Below are 24,085 nucleotides of genomic sequence, written 5' to 3' on the forward strand. Positions count from 1 at the left end.
TCTAGCGCGATCTTTTAGCTCTTTCATATTGCACGGGCCACTTTATTTCCACACCCAGCTGCTGCGCAGCATGCATGGGGAAATAAGGATCCCTTAACATCTCACGGGCAAGCAAGACAAAATCTGCTTGCCCTTTTTGTATGATCTCTTCCGCCTGCTGAGCACTTGTTATGATGCCTACAGCACCAGTCATCACCCCGGCCTCCCGCTTCACTTTTTCCGCAAAGGGAACCTGATAGTTGGGCCCTGCGGGAATCTGCGCATTAGGGGCATTACCCCCCGTAGAACAATCAATAACATCCACCCCCTTATCCTTCAGAACCGAAGCGAGCTCAACCGAGTCCCCGGGAGTCCAGCCCCCTTCAACCCAGTCGGTTGCTGAGATGCGCACGAACAGCGGAAGCTCTTCCGGCCACACCTTGCGAACGGCTTCGGTAACTTCCACCAATAAGCGGATGCGGTTTTCGAATGACCCGCCATACTCATCTGACCGGAAGTTGGACAAAGGTGAAAGGAATTCGTGAAGCAAATAGCCATGCGCTGCATGTATCTCAAGAACTTTGAACCCGGCTTCCAGCGCTCGCTTGGCGGCAGAGTGAAAGTCAATAATAACATTTTCCAGCCCTTCAGGTGTCAATGCATGAGGCAACGAGTCGCCTGCAGCAAAAGGAAGTGCTGATGGACCTACTGTTTTCCATCCCCCTTCCTGCTCAGAGAGAAACCTTCCACCATGCCAGGGTGCATCGTGACTGGCTTTCCGTCCCGCATGCGCGATCTGAATGCCGGCTACAGCACCTTGCTCCTGTATAAATGCTGCAATCCTGCTCAAGGCGGGAATATGGTCGTCAAGCCAGATACCAAGATCTCCAGGAGAGATCCTGCCCTCCGGAGATACCGCCGTCGCTTCAGCGATGACTAGCCCTGCGCCTCCTACTGCCCTGCTTCCCAGATGTACCATGTGCCAATCATTCGCAAAACCTTCTTCTGCTGAATATTGGCACATCGGAGACACGACAATGCGGTTCCTGAACTCGATGCTCCTGATCCCGATAGGTTCAAATAATATAGCCATGGACGTTTTCTTTCTATGAACAGCCCGGCCAGAAATCTGTTTTTAGATGCCGAACTTTATCCAACCCTCACCTTCATAACCAAACGCAAATTGCTTCGGGTTAAGTATCTCCGCTATCATCTCAACCGTTTCCACAATGCCCTCTGCCGAGTCATTAAAATGCGTATCTCCACTAGCAAGATAGATCCGGCCATGCTGCACGGCATCTAAAGACTCCCATCCGGCCAAAGCCATCAGGGTATCTACCTGACTCATGGCGGCGTTAATAGGAGAACCCTCGAGTGCAACGATAATATATTGCGGATTTAGCAAGGTAAGATCATCACCATGAACCGGGGTTCCGCCTGCCAGCCTGATCAACTCGGGAACCAGCCCTTCGGTCAGCTTAAGTGGCGACAGGCTGCTTATGCAAGCAACCGTTGGCTTCAGCTCCACAAACTTCAGCTTGTGCCTGACAAGCTCAACCCTTTCCTGAAGCTGCTCCAACTCATCTGCGTTTTCCCCTGGTAGATATGATAAAATGCTTAGCTCAGACATGAAAATTAATTTTGCGCGAAGTTACGAAAAATCAATTCGTCATACCACCCTGACCAGTTTGTCCGCCGTCTTGTTTCAGGTCATCATTGCTCACTCCTCTCTTCTTGCGTGGCTGCGGATTGAAGTTGGTTTTGCCAAACGAATAGCTAAAATTAATACCGACAGAACGGAAAGGAATACCGAAGTCCTGTACCTGTACCAGCTCAGCACTGTTGATGTTCGTCTTAAAATGTTTCGTTTCATTAAACGGATCAATTACGTTCACACCAATTTTAGCCTTTTTATTCAAAATCTGCTTACTGAACGATACCTGCCACATGCTGAAAGACGGGCTTTCTCCCTGGAAGGTTCTGCGTGGCGAATTCAATATATAGAAGGTTTCGGCAATCAAATCTTTGGGCAACGTAACCGAACCGCTTATATACGCTTTGTACAACGCGTATGTCTTAGCCTCACCGGCAAGCTCTGAAAAAGAGCGGTTAGTGCTTGGTTTATACGAATATATGTCAAAGTTCCCTCTGAAGGTGGTTCCTTTAACCGGACTCACAGATCCGAAAAAACTTGCTCCCACGGAGTTGTTGCTTCCAATATTATCATAAGATGTTAAGTTAACAGTACGGCCGTCATATACATCCGGACGAATGATACTTTCGATAATGTCTGCTGTATGTCTGAAATATACCGAGGTATTGATCATGGATGTCTTGATCATCTTAGAGAAACCAAGTTCTACGGTCTGCGACACTTCCGGTGATAGAGCCGGGTTACCTTGCCTCTGAAACTGGTCATTGCTAATATCGCGGAAAGGATTCAGATACTGCAGGCTCGGACGCTGAATGCGCTTGCTATAACTCAGGCGAAGCGTCTGCAGGTTTTCAAACGTTTTGGAAATCGCAAAGCTTGGAATAAAGTTCGTATAGTCATTCGAAACCGAAAGCTGCTCCGAATTACCGCCATCCGACTGTCCCTCGATCCTGGTATGTTCCAAACGGCCACCGACCTGTATTCCTACACTCTTACTAGCTTGTATGCTCAAAACCGAATATCCTGAAACAACATCCTGATTGTAATCATAAATATTAGACAAACGCGGATTGTACTCAAAGGCACCACCATTCACTGCAGTGTTGAACAGCGAGTTACTGGTGATCTCGCGGATGATGGTCTTTCCTCCCAGCTCCAGCTTGAACACCTTGTTAAGCGGCAGGCTATAGTCTGCCTGAACAGTATATTCGTCGTTCGACGCGTCGTTATTACCCATCTGGTCGTCCCGGCTGAGTATGGAGTATAATGACGAAAAATCAGTCTCGTTCTTGCTATGGCTCCACTGTCCGGCAATGCTGAATTCGTGACCTTGCGTCTTAAATTTATGAGTATAGTCAGCATTCCAGTCGAACCCACTGAATGTTGTTTCGTTCTTATTCGCAAAACTATAGTCCTCGCTTAGCATAACACCTTCCTGCAGGAAGGTTCTGCTGTTGAGAGACGACCCGTCGGTTTTGAAACGTCCCTGATTTACACGGATCCCGGTGGAAACACTGTTATTATCATTGAAATCATAACTTACATTAGCAGACCCCATCCCGCCATAACGGTTAGTGTTACTCTCACCCTGCTGCATAGATCTTGTATCGGTTAGAGGTGAGAAACTGTTATTCATTGTCCGGGTAGTCTGCGGCCATGATCCGTTTCCTCCCAGGTTGGCTGTTATACTCAGCCGGTTCTTATTGATATTCAAGTTGGCGTTTCCATTGTTCTGACGGGTACCTACACCTCCACTGACCGAACCGCTTACCCCTGATATTTCTCTCTTTTTAGTGATGATATTAATGATACCACCGGTACCTTCAGCGTCATATTTAGCCGATGGACTGGTGATTACCTCCACATTCTTAATCTGATCTGCCGGCAGCATTCGCATGGCATCGGCTGTGCTCGCGGCGACCGCTCCTGATGGCTTTCCGTTGATCAGAATCCGTACATTCTGGCTACCACGCAGGGAGACGTTTCCGTCCTGGTCAACAGATAACATCGGCACCTTGCGTAGCACATCTCCTGCGTTTCCGCCGGAAACAGTTGCATCCTTTTCGGCATTGTATACCACTTTATCCACGCGGTTTTCAATCATAGGCACTTCGCCGGTGACAGCTACCTCCTTCAGCAGGTTGGCTGATGGCGCCAGAATGATCCTGCCTACGTTCTTATCAGGCTTATCTCCGGTAGTAACCACATCGTTTACCTCTTTCAGCTTATAACCCATGAAGCTCACGCTAACCTTATACTTCCCTGGTGCCACCTTATCCATTACGAATGTTCCTTTTGCATCAGTAAGTGCGCCATTGATGCTCTTGGTGCCACCGGCAACAGTCAACGCTACGGAAGCATATTCGACGGGCTTTTTTGTTAACGAATCGATTACCGTACCGGAAATCCGTCCTTGCCCTGCCGGCGCCTGTGGCATCTGCCCAAAGATGCTAACAGAAATAAAAAATGTACATAGGAGAGGTAAGAGTTTCATTTGATTGCGTTATAATTTTGTAATTAGTAGCAGAAAACGCCAATATGTTACAAAAAAGATAACGTTGTCATCCCTTCGCAAGCCGGGGCCCATTCAGCAGGCCGCAAACTTACACTTTTCTAAAAACTAATTCTCTGACCTTTTATAATGGTAAGATCATCTTTTCGGCTCTTCGTCAGTAGCCCTGATCTGCGGTCCTTAGCTCCAGCTGCTGAGTAATGCGGATATAGTTTGGGTTTACCTGAAATAATATTTAAGACTTCCGGCCTATGAAAACAGCACCAAACGAAGAACATACCAACATGAGTCCATGTTTTAATCAGCAAACATGGACTCATGTTGGAGTTATTATGCATGGAACACGGAAAGATCTGAAGGCAGGTAGGAAAAAGCCGCCTGTTTATCTCCAGGCGGCAAAGCAGAAATCAGCTTTTTTGTACTAAGACGGGTAGGTATTGATTTTCCGGATTTGCGTCAGATGTTCGGTAAGCATCTTGTGCATAGAGGCATCCGTAGCAGACGCATTCTTCAGCGCATCCTCATACAACGTTACGGTAGTGCTAGCTGCTTTTCCCGTTATTCGGGCTATCGCTTCATAATCAGAACGTTCAAGTGCAGCTTTCAGTTCTTTCCAGGACTGCCCGCTCTTTTTTGTACCTCCGTCTGACATCCTGGTAAGACGCAAACCTTTTGAACGAAGGTAAAATTTGATGCTCATCGCATGCTGTTCACGCAGGAACGAGTATTTAGCAAATGTGGAGCGGAACTTTCCGCTCGTTTTATCCTCGGCAAGCTCATCGAAAATGCTTACTTCCTCAAGAGAATAAGAGAGCAGCTTTTCGATAGGCAAAAGTTCTTTCGAGGTTTCATCATTGTTCTTTTGTGGAATCATATCTAACGAACACTTTCGGCAGAAAATGGTTGGCAGAAACTTGAAATCAGGTATCATAACTGCATTTCAGGATATTTTCCGCAAGGTTCTGCGTATACTACCTGAATCAAACAATGCCTTAATTTATTTGTCGCTATTAGTTACATACCCTCATGAAATATGTACAAACTTTTATGCCTGCTGTTCTTTCTATCCATTCAAAATCTTGTTCTGGCACAGTTCAACGACTCCACGCAATATCATGCGCTCTTCAACTCAACAGGTTCAGTCAACCGTGCGCAAGATGGAAGTTCATATCTCCTGAACAATCAGGTGCGATTTGAAATAAAAAAGAAGAAAGTTCTATTGAATTTTGGGAACAACTGGGCTTATGGCAAGTCGAATAGCACACTCACTAACAATGATTTTTCATCATCACTCGACTTTAATCTTTATGGAAAGAGCCGTAACTTTTACTATTGGGGCCTCGCCACCTATAACACCAGTTACTCATTACGGATAAACAATCAGTTGCTTGCGGGGGCTGGTGTTGCATACAGCATTATCGACCGCCCGAATGCTTATTTGAATATCAGCGACGGAATACTCTATGATCTGAGTGATTTACATCTGAATGATACTACCCGGGTAAATTACCACACCTATCGGAATTCGCTCCGGCTTCAATTCCGGTTTATCCTTAAAGAGCTGGTCACGTTTGACGGCGGCACCTTCTGGCAGCCATCGCTAACCCGCAAACACGATTATAATATTCGGTCAACCTTTAGTCTCGGTTTGAAACTTAACTCCTGGCTTAGTTTAAGCAGCTCTCTCGCATATAATAAGATTTCGGTGACCGATAGCGAGAACCTGCTGTTGACCTACGGACTGAAACTTGAAAAATGGTTTTGAACGTTACTCTCCCGAAACTGGCATAATATGTGAATTTATTTAAAAAAACATGGATATGAACGTCGTCAAAACAATTTTGTCCGGAATTGCCGCCACAACGGCGATGACACTATACAGCTATGCTATTTCCAGAACGAAAGATGAAAATTTCAGGGAACCGGAGTTACTTGCAGAACTCGCTGATGACTTTTTGCCGGCGCCAGCCCGTGATCTGGCGATTCCCGTGGGATGGATAGCTCATTATCAGGTAGGTATCGGGCTCGCTTTAGCGCTGGAGGCTTATTGGAAGAAAAACGGAAAGAAGCGGTCTGTCTGGAACGGGATCCTGGCAGGCACCGTTGCAGGCCTGGGCGGAATCATGGTGTGGGAATTGACGTTTAGATTACATCCGCGCGAGCCTGTGATACCGTACAAACGGTTTTATGGGCAACTATTGCTGGCACATATCATATATGCCATCACACTAGCGGAAATGCAAAAAAAGCTAGAGGCCTGATTTGGCCTCTAGCTCTCAAGACTATTAGTAACCAGGATGTTGTTGCCCCTGAAGGCCTGAATTGACATCGATGATGGATATAGCTAAAGGAAGAAGTTCGACTTTATTCTTCTCAAGGCCGCGGAAAAGATTCGTCACCAGTGCGGCATTCGGCGTAAGCACTCCCTGGGATCCAAGCGGTGAGGCGCCATGCATGCGAAGCACGACGTTACCATCCTTTACCAGCTGAGTAGAGTCGGCACTAGTGATCTGTTTGTAGCCCGTAAACGGCACGGCGACCACGGGGTCCTGGAAAGAAGTAGCCACGGATGGTTTGTACACACGATATGCGTCTATATCTGCGAATTCGTCTGTCCTTCCTGCCATTTTTATAAGCTTTTTCTTTGTTTCAGACAGCGTTTCGTACAAGATTCCCCAGCGTGTCAGATCTGTTCTTCTCCATGACTCAAAACCAAGTTCAAGCTTCCGCTCGTTAATTATCGCGTCCTTGAACCCTTTATAGTCACCGGGCGTTTCCCCCATAGCGGTGGTATTTCCTGCGTATCCGCGTGCCCGTACTTTTTCAAAGGCTGCAATTGCCTCGGTGGTAGGACCGTTATTGTATTCATTAAGGGCTTCGGCATACATGAGCAGGACATCCGAGTAGCGTAAGACAGGCCAGTTAATATCGCGTTTGTTGATTGCCGTGCCTACCTGGCTTGCCCAGTTTACCCTGAATTTGCCAATGGTATTGCTGGTATAAGAATTCATCTGGCGGCTATTATCAGCGCCAATTCCATAGTTACAGATCGTTACATCCCGACGGGTATCTCCCGTTCCGAAGTCAAACCAATAGGTTGGCGTGACCGCCATAGCTGGTTGACTTTTACCAAACATGGCGTTTGTATGCGCGAAAATACCGTTAGTGTATCCAGCTGCGGATCCATTGACGTCGGCACCATACTGGCCATATTCGAGCATAGATTCCGAATTATACCGTCCATTAATAAGATCTCTGAAAACAGCTTCATAGCTGGGCACAAGGGCATTTTCTCCCCTATCTATTACTGCTTTTGCAGCATCTGCTGCTATTTTATAAAGCTCCTTTACGCGGGCCGCATCTGAGCGCCTTGAAATGGTTACCGATCCTGGTGCATAGCTGTTCAAATCCCAGCGCAATGAATAACCGGCAGCATACAGCGCCACCCTGGAAAGCATACCGTAAGCCGCATTCTTGGTAAATCGCTCAGGAGTGCTTACTGCTCCCTCGCTTTTCCATGGCAACAGTTCAATAGCTTTCTGCAGGTCGGCTACGCAGCCGTCGTAGATGGTATCGCGACTTACCCGTGAAGAAGTAAAAATTCCCGTCTCGGCAACAGGCTCTGTAGAATAGGGTACATCGCCAAAGAAACGGACCACATTCAGGTAGTTCATCGCACGAATAGCGTAAACCTCTCCTAGCAACATGTTGACTTTTCGTTTTTCAGCATCAGAAGAGACATCCATGCCCTGAAGACCCTTGATAGCCACGTTTGCATATTCAATGCCGGTATACATGGCTGTATAAGTCGACGTCGGTGTGTTCGATGTGGTGTAAACGTAGTTTGCCACCTGGTTTTTACTGTTTGTTTCGCCTTCTGTAGAGTAACACTCATCCGTTCCCATACCCAGTTGGTAGTAAAACTCCCGGTTAAACGTTTGGGAATAAGCTCCCACAACGACCATCTCGGCCCGGTCTACTGTTTCAAAAATGGTCTCACTATCAAATTTGGTCTCAGACGGCATCTCAAGAAAATCTTTGCAAGAAGATACAAGGAGTGTTGCCGCGGCTATACAGGTAATGTTTAATATTCTTTTCATGATCGGGCTTGATTAAAATGTTAAGTTGACACCGAATACAACGCTTTTTGCACGCGGGAAAGCCGAGTTGTCGACGCCCATGGTTAGCGGACTGGATGTTGCGGAAACTTCCGGATCATAACCGCTATAGTTGGTAAAAGTATGCAGGTTGTTTACTGTGCAATAAACCCTGGCATTCTTGATCTTGACTTTGCTAAGGGTCAGCTTGGGTAGGGTATAACCCAGGGTTACCGTACTGAGCCGCAGGAACGAACCGTCTTCAACATAATAGTCCAGCGCATCGGTGATAGCGATCTTGTTCGTTGAATGGAGGCTCCACATCGCATCGGCATTATTTTGCTGAGGATTTATCGCTGCTAGTCTGGCCAGATCCGTGGTCTCACGCCCGGTTTGAGGATCGATGAGGGTGAACCTGCTGTTCATCACTTCCATAGTATTCTGGTTAGGAAGATACGGACCGATAAAACGCTGAGAACTCATATTGAAGATATCGTTACCAACTGTAAAATTCATAAACACAGTCAGGTCGAAGCCTTTGTATGCGAAAGTATTGGACATACCACCCTGAAACTTAGGTTGAGCATTTCCGATAACCGTACGGTCGTCAGTTGACCAGACAGGATTACCATTTGCGTCAACAGCTTCTCCTGACGTTTTATACTTCACATCGCCCGGCTTGATATTAGCGACATTCCCACCTTTCAGGCGAGGTATTCCGTCTTTAAGTGTGTAGGTTCCATTGGCGTTCTGAATGAAGTCATCTGTGGTGTAAACTCCGTCATACCTATAGCCGAACATTTGTCCAAGTGGCTTTCCGGCTTCAAGCTTAAAATCGATACGGCTATCATAATTTTGGTAGAAGTAATCATTTTCTTCCCTGCCATAGATGGAAAGAACTTTGGAGCGGTTCATACCGATGTTAAAATTGGTATTCCATCTAAAGTTTTTAGACCGAACGTTTGCAGTGTTCAACACTACTTCCAAACCCCGGTTCCTTACCGCACCGATATTCTGGAACTGGTAACGGTAACCGGTTGATGTAGGAATGCTGTTCCTGATGAGAAGATCGTTTGATTCATTGTTATAAACGTCAATACCCATACTGATGCGGCTTTTGAATAAATCGATGTCGAGACCTAAGTTAGTGGAGACTGTCTTCTCCCAAACCAACCTTGGATTGCCCACAGTCTCTCCCGGAACGAGGGTCGGAAATGTGTTATTACCGATCGCATAGAAACCAGATCCATAATCTGTAGCGTACATATTATTGTCGATCGCGTTGTTTCCGGACGTACCGAAACCTACGCGAAGTTTCAGATTGTTGATTACTGTTTGCCCGGCCATGAAATTCTCGTCAGAGATACGCCATGCGGCAGAGGCCGATGGGAAGTAACCCCATTTATTACCTTTTGAGAATTTAGAGGATCCGTCAGCGCGGAGCGTAAAGTTCGCGATATATTTTCCTTTATAACTGTATGAACCGCGACCGAAGAAAGATAACAGACCATTGGAACTTAGCCCGGAGTCATACGCATTTTTGTTCTTAGTCGCCATGCCCACATCGTTTAGGCCGAAGTTGTTCCGCGGGAACTCATAGTAGGTATTATCCAGATTCATCCCTTCATTGTAATAGGTTTCCTGACCTACTAACGCATTGACCCGGTGATCGTTGAAATCATGTCCCCAGTTTAATGTATTGGTGATCTGCCAGGTGAATCTCTCACTGTTGTCCCTTGATCCATAAGGCCCGCCGTTATTCTGAGCGCTTCTGGTTCTTCCGTCATCCCAAACATCCCTTCGCACCTGCCTCCACAGGTAACTACCCGCTGTGCGGAAGGTCAGATCTTTTGCAAGATCGAACTCCAACCCGGCGTTTCCTGTAAACTGACGGTTTCTGTTAATATTAGTAACGGCATCATTCGTAATGATCGGGTTGTACACATCATATTGAGAATCATAGGCAAGCATATCCTCACTGATATCTGTCCCAATCAATTGGTCATTGGTATACATACTGCCACCGGTAGAAGGTTGCAGAATAGTCATTTTTAACGCACCTCCCAGTGAGCCGCCACCATCAATACGTGTATCCTGGAAGTTGAGGCTAAAATCTGACCTCACTCCTTTGAAAAGTTCGTGGTTTAGTTTAAGGCGCACGCCATTTTTGTTATAGCCATATTTTTCCATAATACCATCCTGACCGGTATTATTATAGCTTAACATGAACCTTGTTTTTTCATTACCTCCGTTTATGTTGATATTGTGGTTCTGGTTCATTGCAGAGCCGCCAAAGACAATATCTTGCCAGTCTATGCCTTCTCTGCTACCATATTCACTGGCTATGCGGCTATAGGCGCCGGTATAGAAGTCGGGAGAGGCCATATCTCCGCCAAAATAATTAGCCCAGCTTGATTCCCGTCCAGCTAAAGACTGGAATTCATACTGATACTTTGCATAATCTTCAGGTCCAAGGACATTAAGCTTTTTGCCCAGCTTTTCAACACCCATATAAGCGTTGTAGTTAACCTCGGTTTTACCTGATTTTCCGGACTTTGTAGTTATAAGCACCACTCCATTTGAACCTCTGGCACCGTAAATAGCCGTTGAAGATGCATCCTTCATCACATCGATGCTTTCTATATCGTTAATATCAACATTGCGCAGTGCATTGTCCATCTGAAATCCGTCGACGATATACAGCGGCTCGGTGCTTTGTGTAATGGAAGTACCCCCTCTGATCGTGATGTTGATATCCGCTCCTGGTGCACCGCTTTGAGTGACGACGTTTACACCGGCGGCTTTTCCGGTAAGGGCCTGCGCGGCAGTGGTCACAGGAGCAATGCTGAGTTCGTCGGCACCTACTGAGACGGACGCGCCGGTCAGATCCTTACGCTTGACGTTGGCATAGCCTATTACGACTACTTGCTCCAGACTACTGATATCTTCTTCAAGCGTAACGTTTATAATTTGAGGGGAAGTGGCAGTCCTTTCGATTGTTTTGAAACCGAGGGAACTGAAAGTAACTACCACTGGAAAATTACCCGCCACAGGAATTCTATACCTTCCCTGTACGTCAGTCTGACTTCCCTGTTTGGTACCTTTTACCATAACGGTTACTCCCACCATGGGCATACCATTGCTCTTCTCTTTTACAACGCCTGTGACCTCTTTGACCTGGCCCACGGAGGTGTTAAACAAACAGAAAAGCAGACAACAGATTAGTAAATTAATTTTTACCATAATGAAATTTGTTAGTTAATAATTGCTTAGTCAAGAGCAAGGCTGCTCATGCGCTTTTTTCAGGCCGAATCAGTTTGATCGCTATTCCGGGATGTGTCCAGGCTCTGGGAGGTGATATCTCCGAGATCGGAACTCCTTTTAAACTATCCCGAGGAACAGGCCTATTAGTACTTTTCCCTTAATAATATCTGTCAATGATTTGGTTACTTTGCTTGCAAATGTATTTGAAGATAGGTCCAGGATAGTTCTAATAATTGTCAGAAATCTTTCAAATATTGACGGTATAGGCTTAAAAACGGCTATGAGAGTCGTTTTTACAATTTCGTCAGGGGAGTTTGTTCAGATTCTCCACGCGCACATCCCAGGAACCGTCCTGCGGAAAACCGGGTGCATTTATCTTCGGGGCATCATCCCAGCCTGCTGCCATTAAAGCAACCGCCGCAAGGAAAGAACTGTTTACAGGCAGGTAGGCCGGACATCCAAGAGGCTCTTTTGGTCGTTGGACATACCCGCTTTTGTGGAACCTGGCCGCGGGAAGTTCATTGCATATGATGTCAACAGCAGTCGCCTGCTTGCCCAGCCGAGCAGCAGCCAACGCCCATTTACCCATACTCCAGCTACTGAAAGTACCGGGGCCGTTTCTCTTAACAATGGCGTCGAACGTTGCTTCCATAATCTTCTTATCCACCATCGGGGTTTGAGGGAGATAACCGAGAGCCATGATGATCGCTGAGGGATATCCCCCTTCACGTGTATACATCTGCGGATCTGTTTCTATTTCCACATATTTTCCATCACTGATGGTAATTCTGGATAATTTCTTCAGAATGTCATCCCAATGCCGGTCCCGTTCCATGCCGAGCCTTTCTCTCCAGGTTTGCGCAATGCTCAGCCCGTGATACCATTGGGCAAGCTCAAAACTGGGGTTTTGCGTGGTGTTTTCCTCGGTAGATTCGTTCACGCTCTTTATAGGAGGGCCCAGTATGTAACGATCTGTGGAAGCATCATAGAAAGCATAGGATGCCAGAAATTCAGCAGTCTCGAATACTATATCCCTGTATTTGCTAAGCGTGTGGCTATCGGGATTCGCCCTGTATACCAGTTCCGAAAGATATATAGGGTTTGGTTGGTTCCAGATGATGAATGGATTGATCCCTCCAGGGCTTTCTATTCCGTCGGGCGCAGCCATCTTTGGCCAGCGCGCGCCCTTAAATCCTTTTGATTTTGCATCCGCAACAGCCACCGGCAATATCTTGTTATACCACTGAAAACCTTTTTCCAGTAATTCGGTTCGGTTCCATAAATAGAATTGAGCGGAATGTAGCCAATAAACCTCTGAGTTGTGCTTTCCATACCAGCTTATCTGAGCCAGTCCGGTTTCCTGTGGAGGAAAAGATCCTGCATAATGTACTTTCATCAAGTACTGGGACAAGACAATTCGCCTTTCCAACTCAAATGCCCTCGGATCTTTGCTCCCCGCTAATTCAATTGCGCCCCCTTTTGTCCAATAGTTCTTCCAGGAGCGGGCACTTGATTCTCTTGTACCGGCGAAGTCAGGCGATTTATCACTCTTTGCATCCTGGGTATAGCGCACAATGAGCAACAAACTGTCAGATCCCGTGCCGTCAACTGAATAATGATGGGCACCCCTATCTTCCCATTTTGCGTGGCCTTCCCACTGAACGTCTACATGATAACGGGTATCGTCGATAGTACGCTCGAGAAGTACCTTGCCGGGTTCCTGGCTTACAACCTTTGTCTGATGCTTTTTCACACTCTGCCAGTCGAAGGGAGGTTTGTTTTTTACACGGAGGTCGTAGGAATATGGAAAGCGAAAGTTTGGTTTCAGGTTGCCCGACTTTATCAAAGGCGACTTTATTTTAAAAGCGACAAGACTTAATTCCGGATGACTAACGGTTTCCACCGATACAGGCTGACCGTCGACCTCATACTTACTTGTTATTAATCCGGTCCATAGATCCAGTTTCTGCTGGATATGAGCAATTTCTTTCAGCTGAAGTTCTTCTCCGTTTTTCCTTCGTAAGCCGATCTGTCCGAGTGCTACGGGATGAGGATTCTTACGAAAATACTCACCTGCCTCACTCTTTTCTATACTGGCGTATGCTATTTTCCGGCCGTGGAAGTCGCTTATTTTCGTTGCATCCTCCATTCTGAGGCCTTTGCTGTTAGGAAAGGAATGCCATGCCCAGGTAGAGAGTGTCTCAAGGGGAATGCCATGCTGATGGTAGTAATCTCCAAAAGACTGCATTCCTGTTACATCAGCAGTATAGGCAAAATCACCATTACCTACTGTAAGTGGCGCGAAAGCATCCGCCTTATCAAGCATCACATTATGCCTGCTTACAAGTTCTTTCCGGTTGATGGGTACTTGCTTAGGGCTTGTTTGCTGCGCCGATGCAGCAAACCCTGTTATTAATATGGCTGATAATATTAGACTTCTTTTCATTCTCCTTTATTAAAAAAATAGGCAATGGCGAAACTGTTTTAATCCTGGAATCCGTTACTGGGGGACGAGACTGTTCAGATAATACTCCAGGTTGCTGTAACCGTCACTTCTCAACGTATTGCCGTCCTGCGTGCGTCGGTTAAGCCGGTTTTTCTTTTCCCACTTGTCGGGCATACCATCCTGATCCGTATCTTTCCATACTTTTCCTCCCTTTAAAGGTAACTGGCCTCCTGCATCTTCTTCCTTATGGAAGATTTCACCCTTTTTGCCTAAGCTGGCAAGATAACCTATAAGCCGCTTATCCACGGCATCGCGCTTCAAAGAGGCACCCGCTGAGCGCAGAACTACTTCGTAAGCCTCATCAGCACTCTGGATCTCTTCTGCCGTCATGGAAACATTCTGTCGGGCTGATTCAAGGGTCGCTTTTCTCTTAATAAAATCTTCATCAGTAACGACTCGACCGTTGAGGACGCCGTCCTTATTCAGGTCAACCTTATTCCCGCTATGGTAGACATGATCTGTAGCAGAAAACATGGCGATGAAATCATCTGATGAAATCGGTCCGGCAATAAAGTAGTTATTGATGATATCCTGTCTGTGATGCGCACTTGAGTGTCCGCCTACAAAGCCAATTTTTCCCCAGTTGTAGACTACGTTGTTGACGTATTCAATTCCGGCCTTGGCCTTGGGATTACGACTCTGATTATCTATCCAAAGGCTATGATGGATGGTGAGTTTTTCCGGACGTTCCAGAATTGCTCCAAAACGTTGAGGATCAATCGCCTCGCCAATGATACAGTACTGCAGGGTCATATTGGTACTGTTCTGGATATGAAGATTATCCCAACGCCCCCATTGAACGGAGACATGATCAAAGATCATATTATCCGCATCATCGGCGGTCAAAGTACACGATCCCCTGGCCATACCGATGCTACCCCTGAGCCGGAGGTACCTGACGATGACATTTTTTTGCTTAGAGAACGACAGTCCGTGGCCGTAGATGGCGATACCTTCGCCAGGAGCAGTTTGCCCGGCGATAGTAATATTAGAAGACACCGATATTCGCGAATTTACTTTGATGACCCCTCCCACGTCAAAAACGACGATTCTGTTTGGGGCGCTAACCGCATCCCTGAAGGAGCCGGCACCGGAGTCGTTGAGGTTTGTGACATGGTAAACTGTTCCTCCTCTGCCCCCGGAGGCGTATTTTCCGAAGCCCTGAGCGCCGGGAAAGGCGAGCTGCTGAGCGGAGGCGGAGGACAGAAACGCAGTTATAAGAGTGGCAATAATGAATGATCGTGTCATTGGTAATGTTGTTTAGTATGTTAAGTGTGTCTGTGCGTGTGGATTCTTAGAGCATCTATTTAAGTCATCTTTTCTACCAGGTAAAAGGCAGAAACCAGTCGTTCATCGATCCTTTTGCGGAGAAGCCCGGATTTTTAGTTTTCAATTTTCCGTTGAGGAAACCTAATCCGTTCTTTCCCTCTTTTTCCATTCTCCTGGCAATACGGAACAAGTCCTGCCACCGGTTCCCTTCAAACGCCAGTTCAAGAGCAGCTTCATCGATGATCTTGTTTTCCATGAATTGGGTCAATCCGGCGCGGTCTTTAACGGTGCGGTTGGTGTACAAGGGCTCGAAATCACTTGCATTTTCATCAACACCATTGAAATATGCAGATGAATCACTCTTAGACAGGCCGGATACTTTAATTCTCATCCTGCCCCTGATTCCGAGATTCCTGTGATACTTACCTCTCAATCGCGGAGCATCAATTTTTCGGGCATCCAGATCGTAAGGCCAGTCAAGAAAGGTAGCCTGCTTTTGAGTCGCGTCCGTGGTGTTTGGATTATATGCGTAAGTGGTTTTTATTCCCTGATTGATAAGTGCATAGGCAATCTTGTCATGACCCTCGCGATTAGCAGCTTCTGCATAACGGAGATGTACCAGGCTTGCACGGTACAGAAACCATTTACCATTCCTTTCGAGCAACTTACCCGGCACTCCTGTTGTGGCATTCAGATAGTTATAAAGGAATTTCATAATTACAGGTTGCCCGTTTATAATCTTATAGCTATTATCCAAACCTCTAAGATCGTAAGGAGTATTATCCGTTTGGTCCTGCTGCATCCAGTTGGAGATGGCAGCAGTTGAAGGCTTCAGCAGATAGCTGCCGCCTGCATTAGAGAACAGATCTATAAACGGATTTTTAGGTTGAAATTGTGAATCGAATACCATACTCCATACCCACTCCCATTGGTACTGATTATCCTGCGGAGAGCGGGAAAAGAAAGTTTGCCATGATCCCGGTTTTATTTCGTCTACATCACCGCTACTGCCTACATACGCGTTATAGTAGTTGTCTCCCGCCGACTCACCTAATGGTGTAGTAGTCTCCAGAACGTTCTTATAATTATGAGCGGCCTTTGCGTAGTTATCACTCCACAGATATAAATCACCCAGCACACAATATTTGTTAACGAAGAAAAGTTTGCTGGGATAGCCATCAAGTTGCGTGTTAAGCGAATTTCCCACTGCATAAACATCCTTGTAAGGAAGAGACTCCATAAACGCAATTAGTTTACTTACCAGTTCATCGAGCTTTATCCTTGGGAACTTAGAAGCGTCTTTCACATCGTCGATATTCTCGATTGCTTCTGTAACATAAGGAATTTCTCCGTAGTGGACACCGACCTGAAAATAGATCCAGCTGCGCAATGCCCCTATATCAGAATACCTTTGATCGAACTCCGACTTATTGATCCTCTTATTTTCATACATAATCTGAAGATTTTTCAATACGTCGTTACAGTTCAGGATGACGGCATAAAAAGGCTTCGGATTAGCATAAGGGTTAGCACTGCTTACCTGATGGTTATTGATCTCCTTGAGATAAGTGTCAGCGTTTCCTGTTACGTCTACAAGGTCGGCTCTCAGCTCATTTAACACTTCATATTGTTTGGCTATGTTCAGCAACTGACCATAGACGCCGAGGACAGCTGCGTCTGCGTCATAAATGTTCTGGTAAGCTTTCGTATGGTCGATCGTGTCTTCCGGCAAAACATCGAACATGTCCCGGCAGGCTGTGATGTTCAACAGACAAAATACGAGTACCAGAACTCTGACAGATATTGATATTTTTTTACTTTTCATATGTTTAGAACTATTACAAGCCGATACGTACACCTAACTGAACTGATTTAAACTGTGGCTCTTGTGCAGTATCAAATCCTTGAGAGAGCACACTTCCTGAAGAACTCATTTCCGGATCATAACCCAGATATTTGGTGATGGTGAATAGGTTGTTTCCCGTCGCATAGAGTGTCGCGTATTTCATAAACTGTGGTTTGATAGGAAGGCTATAGGAAAGCGACACCGTTCTGAGTCTCAGATACGATCCTTTTTCGATCCACCTGTCTGAAAACCGGCTGTTTCCCAGCGGGTCTCCATAGCTTGCTTTGGGCATATCCGTAATGTGCCCGTCATAATGCCAACGGTTTTGCACATTCTGCGTTTGGTTCATGGGCTGGGACACCGACTCGAGTATAGCTCGTGTACCATTATACAGATCATTCCCTACGCTAAAGGTAAACAGCGCGTTCAGCGACAATCCCTTCCAGGATAAGTTGGTATTGACGCCTCCGAAAAAGTCGGGATTCGGATTGCCGATCACTGTTCTGTCCTGATCATCAATTATTCCATCGTCATTCAGATCAACGAAGCGGATATCGCCTCCTGTAGCGGTCATCAAGCTTCCATCAGCAGTCCTCACCCGCTGATTGGCAGCTGCTGCTTCGGCGTCAGATACAAATACGCCCTCTGTTTTAAAGCCGTAGAATTGACTAGCGGGGCCGTTCATCTCCGTTAAGACAGTGGCGCCGCCGATGCTGGTCACTAAACTTCTATTTCCAGGGAGAGAAGTTATTCTATTTCTGTAAGATGAAATAGTTGCTCCTATGTCCCACTTTATGCTCTTGTTAACCAACCGGGCGTTTAAAGATGCCTCCACACCTTCATTCTTCATTCCGCCTCCATTGGATACAACGAAATCAAAGCCGGCCCCAGTTTGCAGTTCATCGTAAACAACCATATTTGATGTCGTATTCCGGTAAGCGTCTACACTGAATGAAAGACGTTCGTTGAAGAGGCTCAGGTCTATGCCGGCATTCAGTTTTTTTACGGTCTCCCAGCGCAAATAAGGATTACCGATATTGCCGCGTATGAAGCCCTGCGCTCCAAGCAGGTTCTGTGATACATAGTATCTTCTTGCCGAATAGTTTCCCAGATCGTCATTTCCGGTTAAGCCATAGCTCACTCTCACTTTCAGAAGTTCAACAGCATCCAGATCGGCCATGAAATTCTCCGATGAGATAAGCCAGGCCGCGGCTGCAGAAGGCATCACAGCATATTTATTACCGGCAATGTTCAATACGTCCTCCACATTTTTTCCAAAGCGGGAAGATCCATCGGCCGAGAGATTAAAAGAGAGCAGATATTTACTTTTGAATGCATAGTTCATGCCCAGGTAGGTGTTGAGCCACCGCCACTTTCCAATATCTCCACCAATCTGTCTTAAAGAATTCGTACCAAAGCCTATCGTCACAAAATCATCAGATGGTGAGTTATATCCCAACGCGCGGTCCTGCTCACTTTCGGAATCCTGATAGCGGAATCCTATATTGCCTTCAAATGAATGATCGCCTGTAAATTTTCTTTTGTATGAATAGTAGGTATCATTGTACAAAGAGCGATAGCGTTGAACCCTGCTTCCGAGGGTGCTGTACGCCACTGCATTGTTTAATGTTTCAGGCGCCACTCCCAGTCGCGGAAGAAATGTATTTTCCCGAACCTTGTCATAGGTCAGGCCTATCAATGATCCTACATTACCATATTTACCCAGCTCGTAGTTAAATCGGACAGAGCCAAAAAACCTGGAGTTTTTATTACTGGCGCTCATTGTTTCGGTAACAGCAGCAGGGTTGCTGATATTGAAAATATCCGTATCAGCCAGGTTAGGGGATTCTATACCATTATCATCTACCAGATAGGCAGGCAGGAACGGAGATTTAATCAGGCCTAATAGCACCGGATTGGTACGCGTGTTCAAGCCCTGGTCCTTCAACAATTGCTCACTCGATGTGAAAGCAATATTAGTCACAGCAGTTAGCTTTGTGCTTAGATGGAAATCAGCGTTAAAGCGTGCGGTATAGCGATTCAGATTAGTATTGTCTATTACACCTTTATTATCGAGGTATCCGATGGAAAGTGCGTATTTCGCAATATTATCTCCCCCTGATACTTTAAGATAATAGTTCTGATCCAAACTGTTTGACAGCGTTTTATTCTGCCAATTGGTATTATAGTGGTACCGGTAATAGTCGGGGGATGACTTGTCGTCATTCAGATAGGGAAGTGACGCGATCTGGGAAGCAGGTATACCGGAGCTTCTCATCAGCTCTGAAAGATAAAGTCTGTAACCAGATACATCCAGCACGGGGAGGTCTGCTGGTGCTGAATTAACTCCACCATATGCCGAAAAATCGATTTTTGTAGCCAGTTCGCTGGCATGCGCGGTCGTGATGAAAATCACTCCGTTAGCTCCCTTTGTACCGTAAAGGGACGTAGCATCTTTAACAACCGTTACGTTTTCAATATCTTTAATATCCAGAAGCGACAACGGGTTATTTACATGAGCGTTTATCAATGAGGTTCCGTAGGTCTCCGAATCGTAGATCATCCCGTCTACCACTATAAGCGGACGGTTGGATGTATACAAAGAAGAGAACCCTCTGACAGACATATTGGCTCCGATGCCGGGAGTACCGGATCTCCTGACTACATTTAAGCCTGCCACCTGACCCTGGAGATAATTATCTACAGTTTCAAAGGAACGATTCCAGGTATCGTTCACATTCATACTTGAAGCGGCGCCCGTCAGATAGACTTTTGAAGTCTTGCCGGCAACAAGAGAACCAGATGCTTCGTCATATATCGATTTGAATGCTCCTTCATTTAAGGAAATGGTCAGGTTGCTCCTTCCTTTTAGTGGGCTGTGTTTCGACTGGTACCCTGCTCCTGAAACGAATAATACGCTTTCAAGATGAGGTACGTTGATTTTAAACTCTCCCTTATCATTGGTAATCGCGGCCGAATAACCCTCACTACTTACATTGATTCCGGTTAAAGGCAACCCTGTAGCGGCATCAACAATGATTCCGGTCACATTTATTCCCTTCTCATCTTTTATTTCCGATGAGTAACGCTGGCCGGCAATCGCCAGGGCCGAGATCATCGTCATAAGTGATAACAAGAGATAGTTTCTTATACTCTTCAATAAATACATATCTGTTATATTAATAAGTTAGGTCAGGGTAATTGTGGAACCAGTTTGAAGTAGTCGATATTGATGGAGTTTGTACCGTCAGTTCCATTATTATCTGAAATGATGTATACAGCCAAATCGCCATACTCATCAACTGTGTACTCTCCCACTTCTACTTCTTTATAGTCTTTCAATGGAACAACTTTCTCAAGATAGCTTCCATAGGGATTATTAAATGCAACTCTTTGTTTGAAGGTTACAGTTTGGACGTCATTGGGAGCTACCCAATAAACCTTGTATTTACCCTTATATACATTTTTGAAGTTATAGCGTACATGGAACAGAGGCACTTTGTGGTTAAAGATGTATATATCGTTAAAGAGATACGAAGGCCTGTCTGTCTCCGGATCTTCAGGTGCCCGTCTGAGCCGATAGCTGATATTGCCGCTTTTGTCTGTTCTGCTGAAGCCATCAGGAAGCTCTCCTTCCCGCTTGATGGTCATGATCTTATCTGCAACCTTAACAGGTGCGGAGCTCATCTTGTAGATATATCCATTACTGGTAACGATCTTCTCGATAACTGAAGACTTCTTGAAAGGCACCTTCACCCCGTCCGCGGATACCAGGGTATCTGTCTTCATGGTGTCAATATCGACGAGCCTGCTAAATACAAGGTCTTTCAATACGGTATAACTATTCGCAACCTGATGGTTCGTTCCTTGGGTATAGGGACTGAATTTTTGCAATTCGGCATCGAGTGCGTCATCGTTTAACAAGATGACTGTATACTCCTGACCTTCATTGGCCAGGTTGCCTGCTTTATCAAAAAGATGATTTTTTTTGATCACTCCTGTTCCGGGCTTGAATATCGGCTTTCCGGTAACCGGATCTATTCCAATCTGCTCAGCTGTTGCAGAGTCGATAGCATCGTACTCCAGCCCTGTTATATAATCCTTCTGCCTGGATGCTGAGGCGTTCAAAAATTCCCAGATATTGGGTTTTGGAGATACAAGCTTCCCAATAATATGCAAGGTGCCGTTTCCAGTAAACAGATCAGCCTGCTTCAAAGAGATTCCTTCAAAGGCTGACTTATGAAACTTGATATACTTACCATTTAGTGTTTCAATCCGTAGAGCCGAATCCGTTTTATTGGTAAAATAAGATTGACTGACAATATAGTTCCCTATGAATTGCTTCAACTTCGTGGTGTCGTTTAACGTTGTTTGATCAAGCGACTGAAGAGCATCATTATCGGGAGCCCAGATGGTAAAGACATTGGCTGAACTGATGATCTTGTCGTAGCCTGTTTTCACCAAAAGCTCTCTAAAGCGTGTCAACTCAGGCTTCTCCTCTATGGCCTGTAACAGGCTCTTGCCTACGGCCGGATCAGTTAGCGCATTATGATCATCCCATTGATCTTTACATCCTGCCAGGACGACAAAAAAAGATGCTATGAGGATTATTAACTTAGTTGGTTTTAATATCATTGTTGTTTCAATTAAAATCACCCGGCGGGTAAACCGGGTGATAATGACATATTTATTGAGGCTTTTGCACTACGGATCCGTCAGGATTAAACTTAGGCCACAACTGATCTTCATTTTCAGGAATAAAGTGGATCATATCGATCTGGATGTCGCCTGATTTGTCGGCACCTACCGCCTGAAGCCTGAGCGTATGTCTGTCGGTACGCTCCACGTTGATCGTTCCTGCCAGGAGTCCGAAGCTGTCTCTGTAATAATCAATCGTATAGTCAGAACCTGGCTGGTATATATACTTCGAAAACACCATTTTCTTACCCAGTGCTTCAAGCGAGGCGGGCGTGGTTCCGGCCGGATAGGTATAATTCTTGTTAAGCGTATCCAGCGTTCCTGCAGGTAACTGTTCGTTTAACTTGAGAATCCTCGGCAATACCTGTCCGTTGAACGATACCTGCACACCTTCTCCTCCCCCACGTCTGACGATACAAATCCAGACTTTATATCTTCCCTTCACTAAAAGAGGCGTTTTAATCTCGATCCAGTTGGTTACGTTCGTAGCTGAATTTGTCCGGAGAGAAGCAAACTGGAGGTAATCATCATGGTATACATAAAACTTTCTTGCTTCAGGAGCGACAGTGTATTTCAGTGAGCCGCCGGGACCCCATTGTATGTCCTTCAAATCTCCAGGCGCCCAGGAAGGACCACTGGAATTTGTCTTCCTGAAATTCGTCAGCTTTGTAACTTCAGGTTGATCGGTCACCTCCCAGTAAACAGGTATTGGAAAGCGCAATTTAATGGCATAAGGCTTATTCATGAGATGCAAAACGCCGTTAGCAGCAGTATTATCACTGGCTTGCCTGTTTACTTCAGATCCTAACTCATGCACGCCGTTAAACGTATCATCATTGATCAGGATCGAAGTACCATTCAGTTTCGTAGTTATTACATCAAGAACAGACAAAGTAGTATGAGAAGATGCATTGTATATATCTGTCAGATACTTGCGTCCCGGAAGAATATGATAGGCGACGAAAAGGTTAAGGCTATCCTGCGAATTCCGCGGATTACCGGTATGGCTATATCTCGTTCTAAGGTCCTCGTAGCTGTTTATTCCATTTTGCTTCAAAACTTCATTTGATTCAACCAGCACCGTATTCCACAACCGGGTTGTGTCCTGATTGTCCTGCGGAAGAACATTGAGTGTGTCGTAGAAGCCTGTTTCCTTCAGCGCACGGGCAAATATGGAGAATGCATCATCTTCTTCTATTAGCTGTGCGAGTGTCTTCTTCTGGGGTTTCAGTACGTGATCAATTACATGCACGATACCATTTCCCAGACGAATGTCTGCCTGTTGGATTTGTGCCTGGCGGTTAATTGTTGTTTTCACGCCGTCGGACGTACTCTCCGTTCCAGATATGAGATACTGACCATACATCGTTGTCGTTCTCAGCTTCCCTTCTTTGAAGTCCTCTGAGGTTATGGTATCACGCACTACGTGGAACTGGACGAGTTCTTTTAACTCCGCTTCAGTGAAATCACTTACGTTCGTTTTTCCCCTTTCTTTCAAGTAAAGGCCGACGGCTTCATTATTTGGAACAAAGCATGTGTATGCCCCGTAAGCACCCAGAAATCCGTCGTTCCTTGTAATTTCCAAAATCTTCGAGAACTCTGAGAATTGTTCGGGATGATCCAGCAGATACTGGGTCACGTTTACATCCGACGTCGTGTTCAAATCAAATTTCTCCTTTTTACAGGCAGTAAATGCTAATACAAGCATCATACCCATGATACCTGACATCCATATTTTCAGTATCTTTTTCATAACATCTGTTTTCTTTGTTAATGTGCTCACTATTGATAGAAAGGATTCTGAACCAGGGCCTTATTCGCCTGTATTTCTGCGAAATAATAGGGAAAGTAATGGCTGTTGAAATCGCGGTATTTAGTAATGGCTGCTGCCTGAAATTCGGGTTCCGCACTTTCGGCAACTAAGTTGAGAAGCAGGTCCAATTTGGCATAGTTGTTTCGTTTAGCATTGCGAAGTACGTCGTACCATCTTTTTCCCTCAAATGCGAATTCCCGGGCTCGCTCATCTAAAATATAATCTGCAACACCCGACTGATCATTAGGATCGAGGATTCTTTCAGTTGCGGTCGACGCATTGCCTCTTTCACGAATTATCTGCACAAGATCGAGTGCTTCAGCTCCCTTTCCGGATTGATTAAGCGCTTCTGCCTTCATCAGCAAGATATCAGCATACCGGTAAAAGAACCAATGCGCATATGAAGTCGAGTTGGAAGATCCTCTGGAACTCGAAGCATTTACGCCA

Annotated in this window: 16 protein-coding genes; 3 read left to right on the plus strand and 13 right to left on the minus strand. The window is 45.7% G+C overall.

From position 1 onward, the window contains the following. Position 1: 1 nt before the first annotated feature. Genes ACKI5J_RS16085 through ACKI5J_RS16095 form a run of 3 tightly spaced genes read right to left on the minus strand, consistent with a single transcriptional unit; the run spans position 2 to position 4,127 of the window. Positions 2 to 1,072, minus strand: a complete 1,071-nt coding sequence (locus ACKI5J_RS16085) for an NADH:flavin oxidoreductase/NADH oxidase (RefSeq protein ID WP_407430508.1) — start codon at positions 1,070 to 1,072, stop codon at positions 2 to 4. A gap of 42 nt (positions 1,073 to 1,114) precedes the next feature. Next, positions 1,115 to 1,609, minus strand: a complete 495-nt coding sequence (locus ACKI5J_RS16090) for an ABC transporter substrate-binding protein (RefSeq protein WP_407430509.1) — start codon at positions 1,607 to 1,609, stop codon at positions 1,115 to 1,117. 31 nt (positions 1,610 to 1,640) lie between these two features. Next, positions 1,641 to 4,127, minus strand: coding sequence for a TonB-dependent receptor domain-containing protein (locus ACKI5J_RS16095; protein ID WP_407430510.1), 2,487 nt, complete (start codon positions 4,125 to 4,127; stop codon positions 1,641 to 1,643). Positions 4,128 to 4,396: 269 nt separating this feature from the next. Between ACKI5J_RS16095 and ACKI5J_RS16100 the strand changes: the two genes are divergently transcribed. Beyond that, positions 4,397 to 4,570: a hypothetical protein gene (locus tag ACKI5J_RS16100; protein ID WP_407430511.1), complete on the plus strand. Its 174-nt coding sequence runs from the start codon at positions 4,397 to 4,399 to the stop codon at positions 4,568 to 4,570. Here the strand turns inward: ACKI5J_RS16100 and ACKI5J_RS16105 are convergent. After that, positions 4,567 to 5,019, minus strand: coding sequence for a hypothetical protein (locus ACKI5J_RS16105; protein WP_407430512.1), 453 nt, complete (start codon positions 5,017 to 5,019; stop codon positions 4,567 to 4,569). The genes ACKI5J_RS16100 and ACKI5J_RS16105 overlap by 4 nt on opposite strands. Before the next feature lie 159 nt (positions 5,020 to 5,178). Between ACKI5J_RS16105 and ACKI5J_RS16110 the strand changes: the two genes are divergently transcribed. Next, on the plus strand, positions 5,179 to 5,910 hold the full coding sequence (locus tag ACKI5J_RS16110) for a DUF481 domain-containing protein (RefSeq protein WP_407430513.1): 732 nt from the start codon (positions 5,179 to 5,181) through the stop codon (positions 5,908 to 5,910). A gap of 55 nt (positions 5,911 to 5,965) precedes the next feature. After that, complete coding sequence (locus ACKI5J_RS16115) at positions 5,966 to 6,406, plus strand: hypothetical protein (RefSeq protein WP_407430514.1); 441 nt, start codon at positions 5,966 to 5,968, stop codon at positions 6,404 to 6,406. 24 nt (positions 6,407 to 6,430) lie between these two features. Here the strand turns inward: ACKI5J_RS16115 and ACKI5J_RS16120 are convergent, their stop codons facing one another. The 9 genes from ACKI5J_RS16120 to ACKI5J_RS16160 form a co-directional block, all read right to left on the minus strand. Then, entirely contained in the window at positions 6,431 to 8,245 is a 1,815-nt protein-coding gene (locus tag ACKI5J_RS16120) for a RagB/SusD family nutrient uptake outer membrane protein (RefSeq protein ID WP_407430515.1), read from the minus strand. 12 nt (positions 8,246 to 8,257) lie between these two features. Then, positions 8,258 to 11,485 (minus strand): SusC/RagA family TonB-linked outer membrane protein, encoded by a 3,228-nt coding sequence (locus ACKI5J_RS16125; RefSeq protein WP_407430516.1) that lies wholly within the window; start codon positions 11,483 to 11,485, stop codon positions 8,258 to 8,260. A gap of 325 nt (positions 11,486 to 11,810) precedes the next feature. Next, positions 11,811 to 13,952 carry a hypothetical protein gene (locus tag ACKI5J_RS16130; RefSeq protein WP_407430517.1) on the minus strand — a complete coding sequence of 714 codons (2,142 nt, stop codon included), beginning with the start codon at positions 13,950 to 13,952 and terminating at the stop codon, positions 11,811 to 11,813. A 54-nt stretch (positions 13,953 to 14,006) separates the two neighbouring features. Next, positions 14,007 to 15,260: a polysaccharide lyase family 1 protein gene (locus tag ACKI5J_RS16135; protein WP_407430518.1), complete on the minus strand. Its 1,254-nt coding sequence runs from the start codon at positions 15,258 to 15,260 to the stop codon at positions 14,007 to 14,009. A gap of 73 nt (positions 15,261 to 15,333) precedes the next feature. Next, positions 15,334 to 17,106, minus strand: coding sequence for a RagB/SusD family nutrient uptake outer membrane protein (locus ACKI5J_RS16140; protein ID WP_407430519.1), 1,773 nt, complete (start codon positions 17,104 to 17,106; stop codon positions 15,334 to 15,336). 13 nt (positions 17,107 to 17,119) lie between these two features. Next, entirely contained in the window at positions 17,120 to 20,296 is a 3,177-nt protein-coding gene (locus ACKI5J_RS16145; protein WP_407430520.1) for a SusC/RagA family TonB-linked outer membrane protein, read from the minus strand. A 23-nt stretch (positions 20,297 to 20,319) separates the two neighbouring features. After that, on the minus strand, positions 20,320 to 21,762 hold the full coding sequence (locus tag ACKI5J_RS16150) for a fasciclin domain-containing protein (RefSeq protein WP_407430521.1): 1,443 nt from the start codon (positions 21,760 to 21,762) through the stop codon (positions 20,320 to 20,322). A gap of 52 nt (positions 21,763 to 21,814) precedes the next feature. Beyond that, the gene (locus ACKI5J_RS16155; protein WP_407430522.1) at positions 21,815 to 23,578 is read right to left on the minus strand and encodes a fasciclin domain-containing protein; all 1,764 of its coding nucleotides are present in this window, start codon (positions 23,576 to 23,578) and stop codon (positions 21,815 to 21,817) included. A 29-nt stretch (positions 23,579 to 23,607) separates the two neighbouring features. Next, positions 23,608 to 24,085 (minus strand): RagB/SusD family nutrient uptake outer membrane protein (locus tag ACKI5J_RS16160; RefSeq protein WP_407430523.1); only part of this gene is annotated, 478 nt, incomplete at its 5' end.

It is taken from the genome of Arcticibacter sp., assembly GCF_045629565.1.
GTDB lineage: Bacteria > Bacteroidota > Bacteroidia > Sphingobacteriales > Sphingobacteriaceae > Arcticibacter.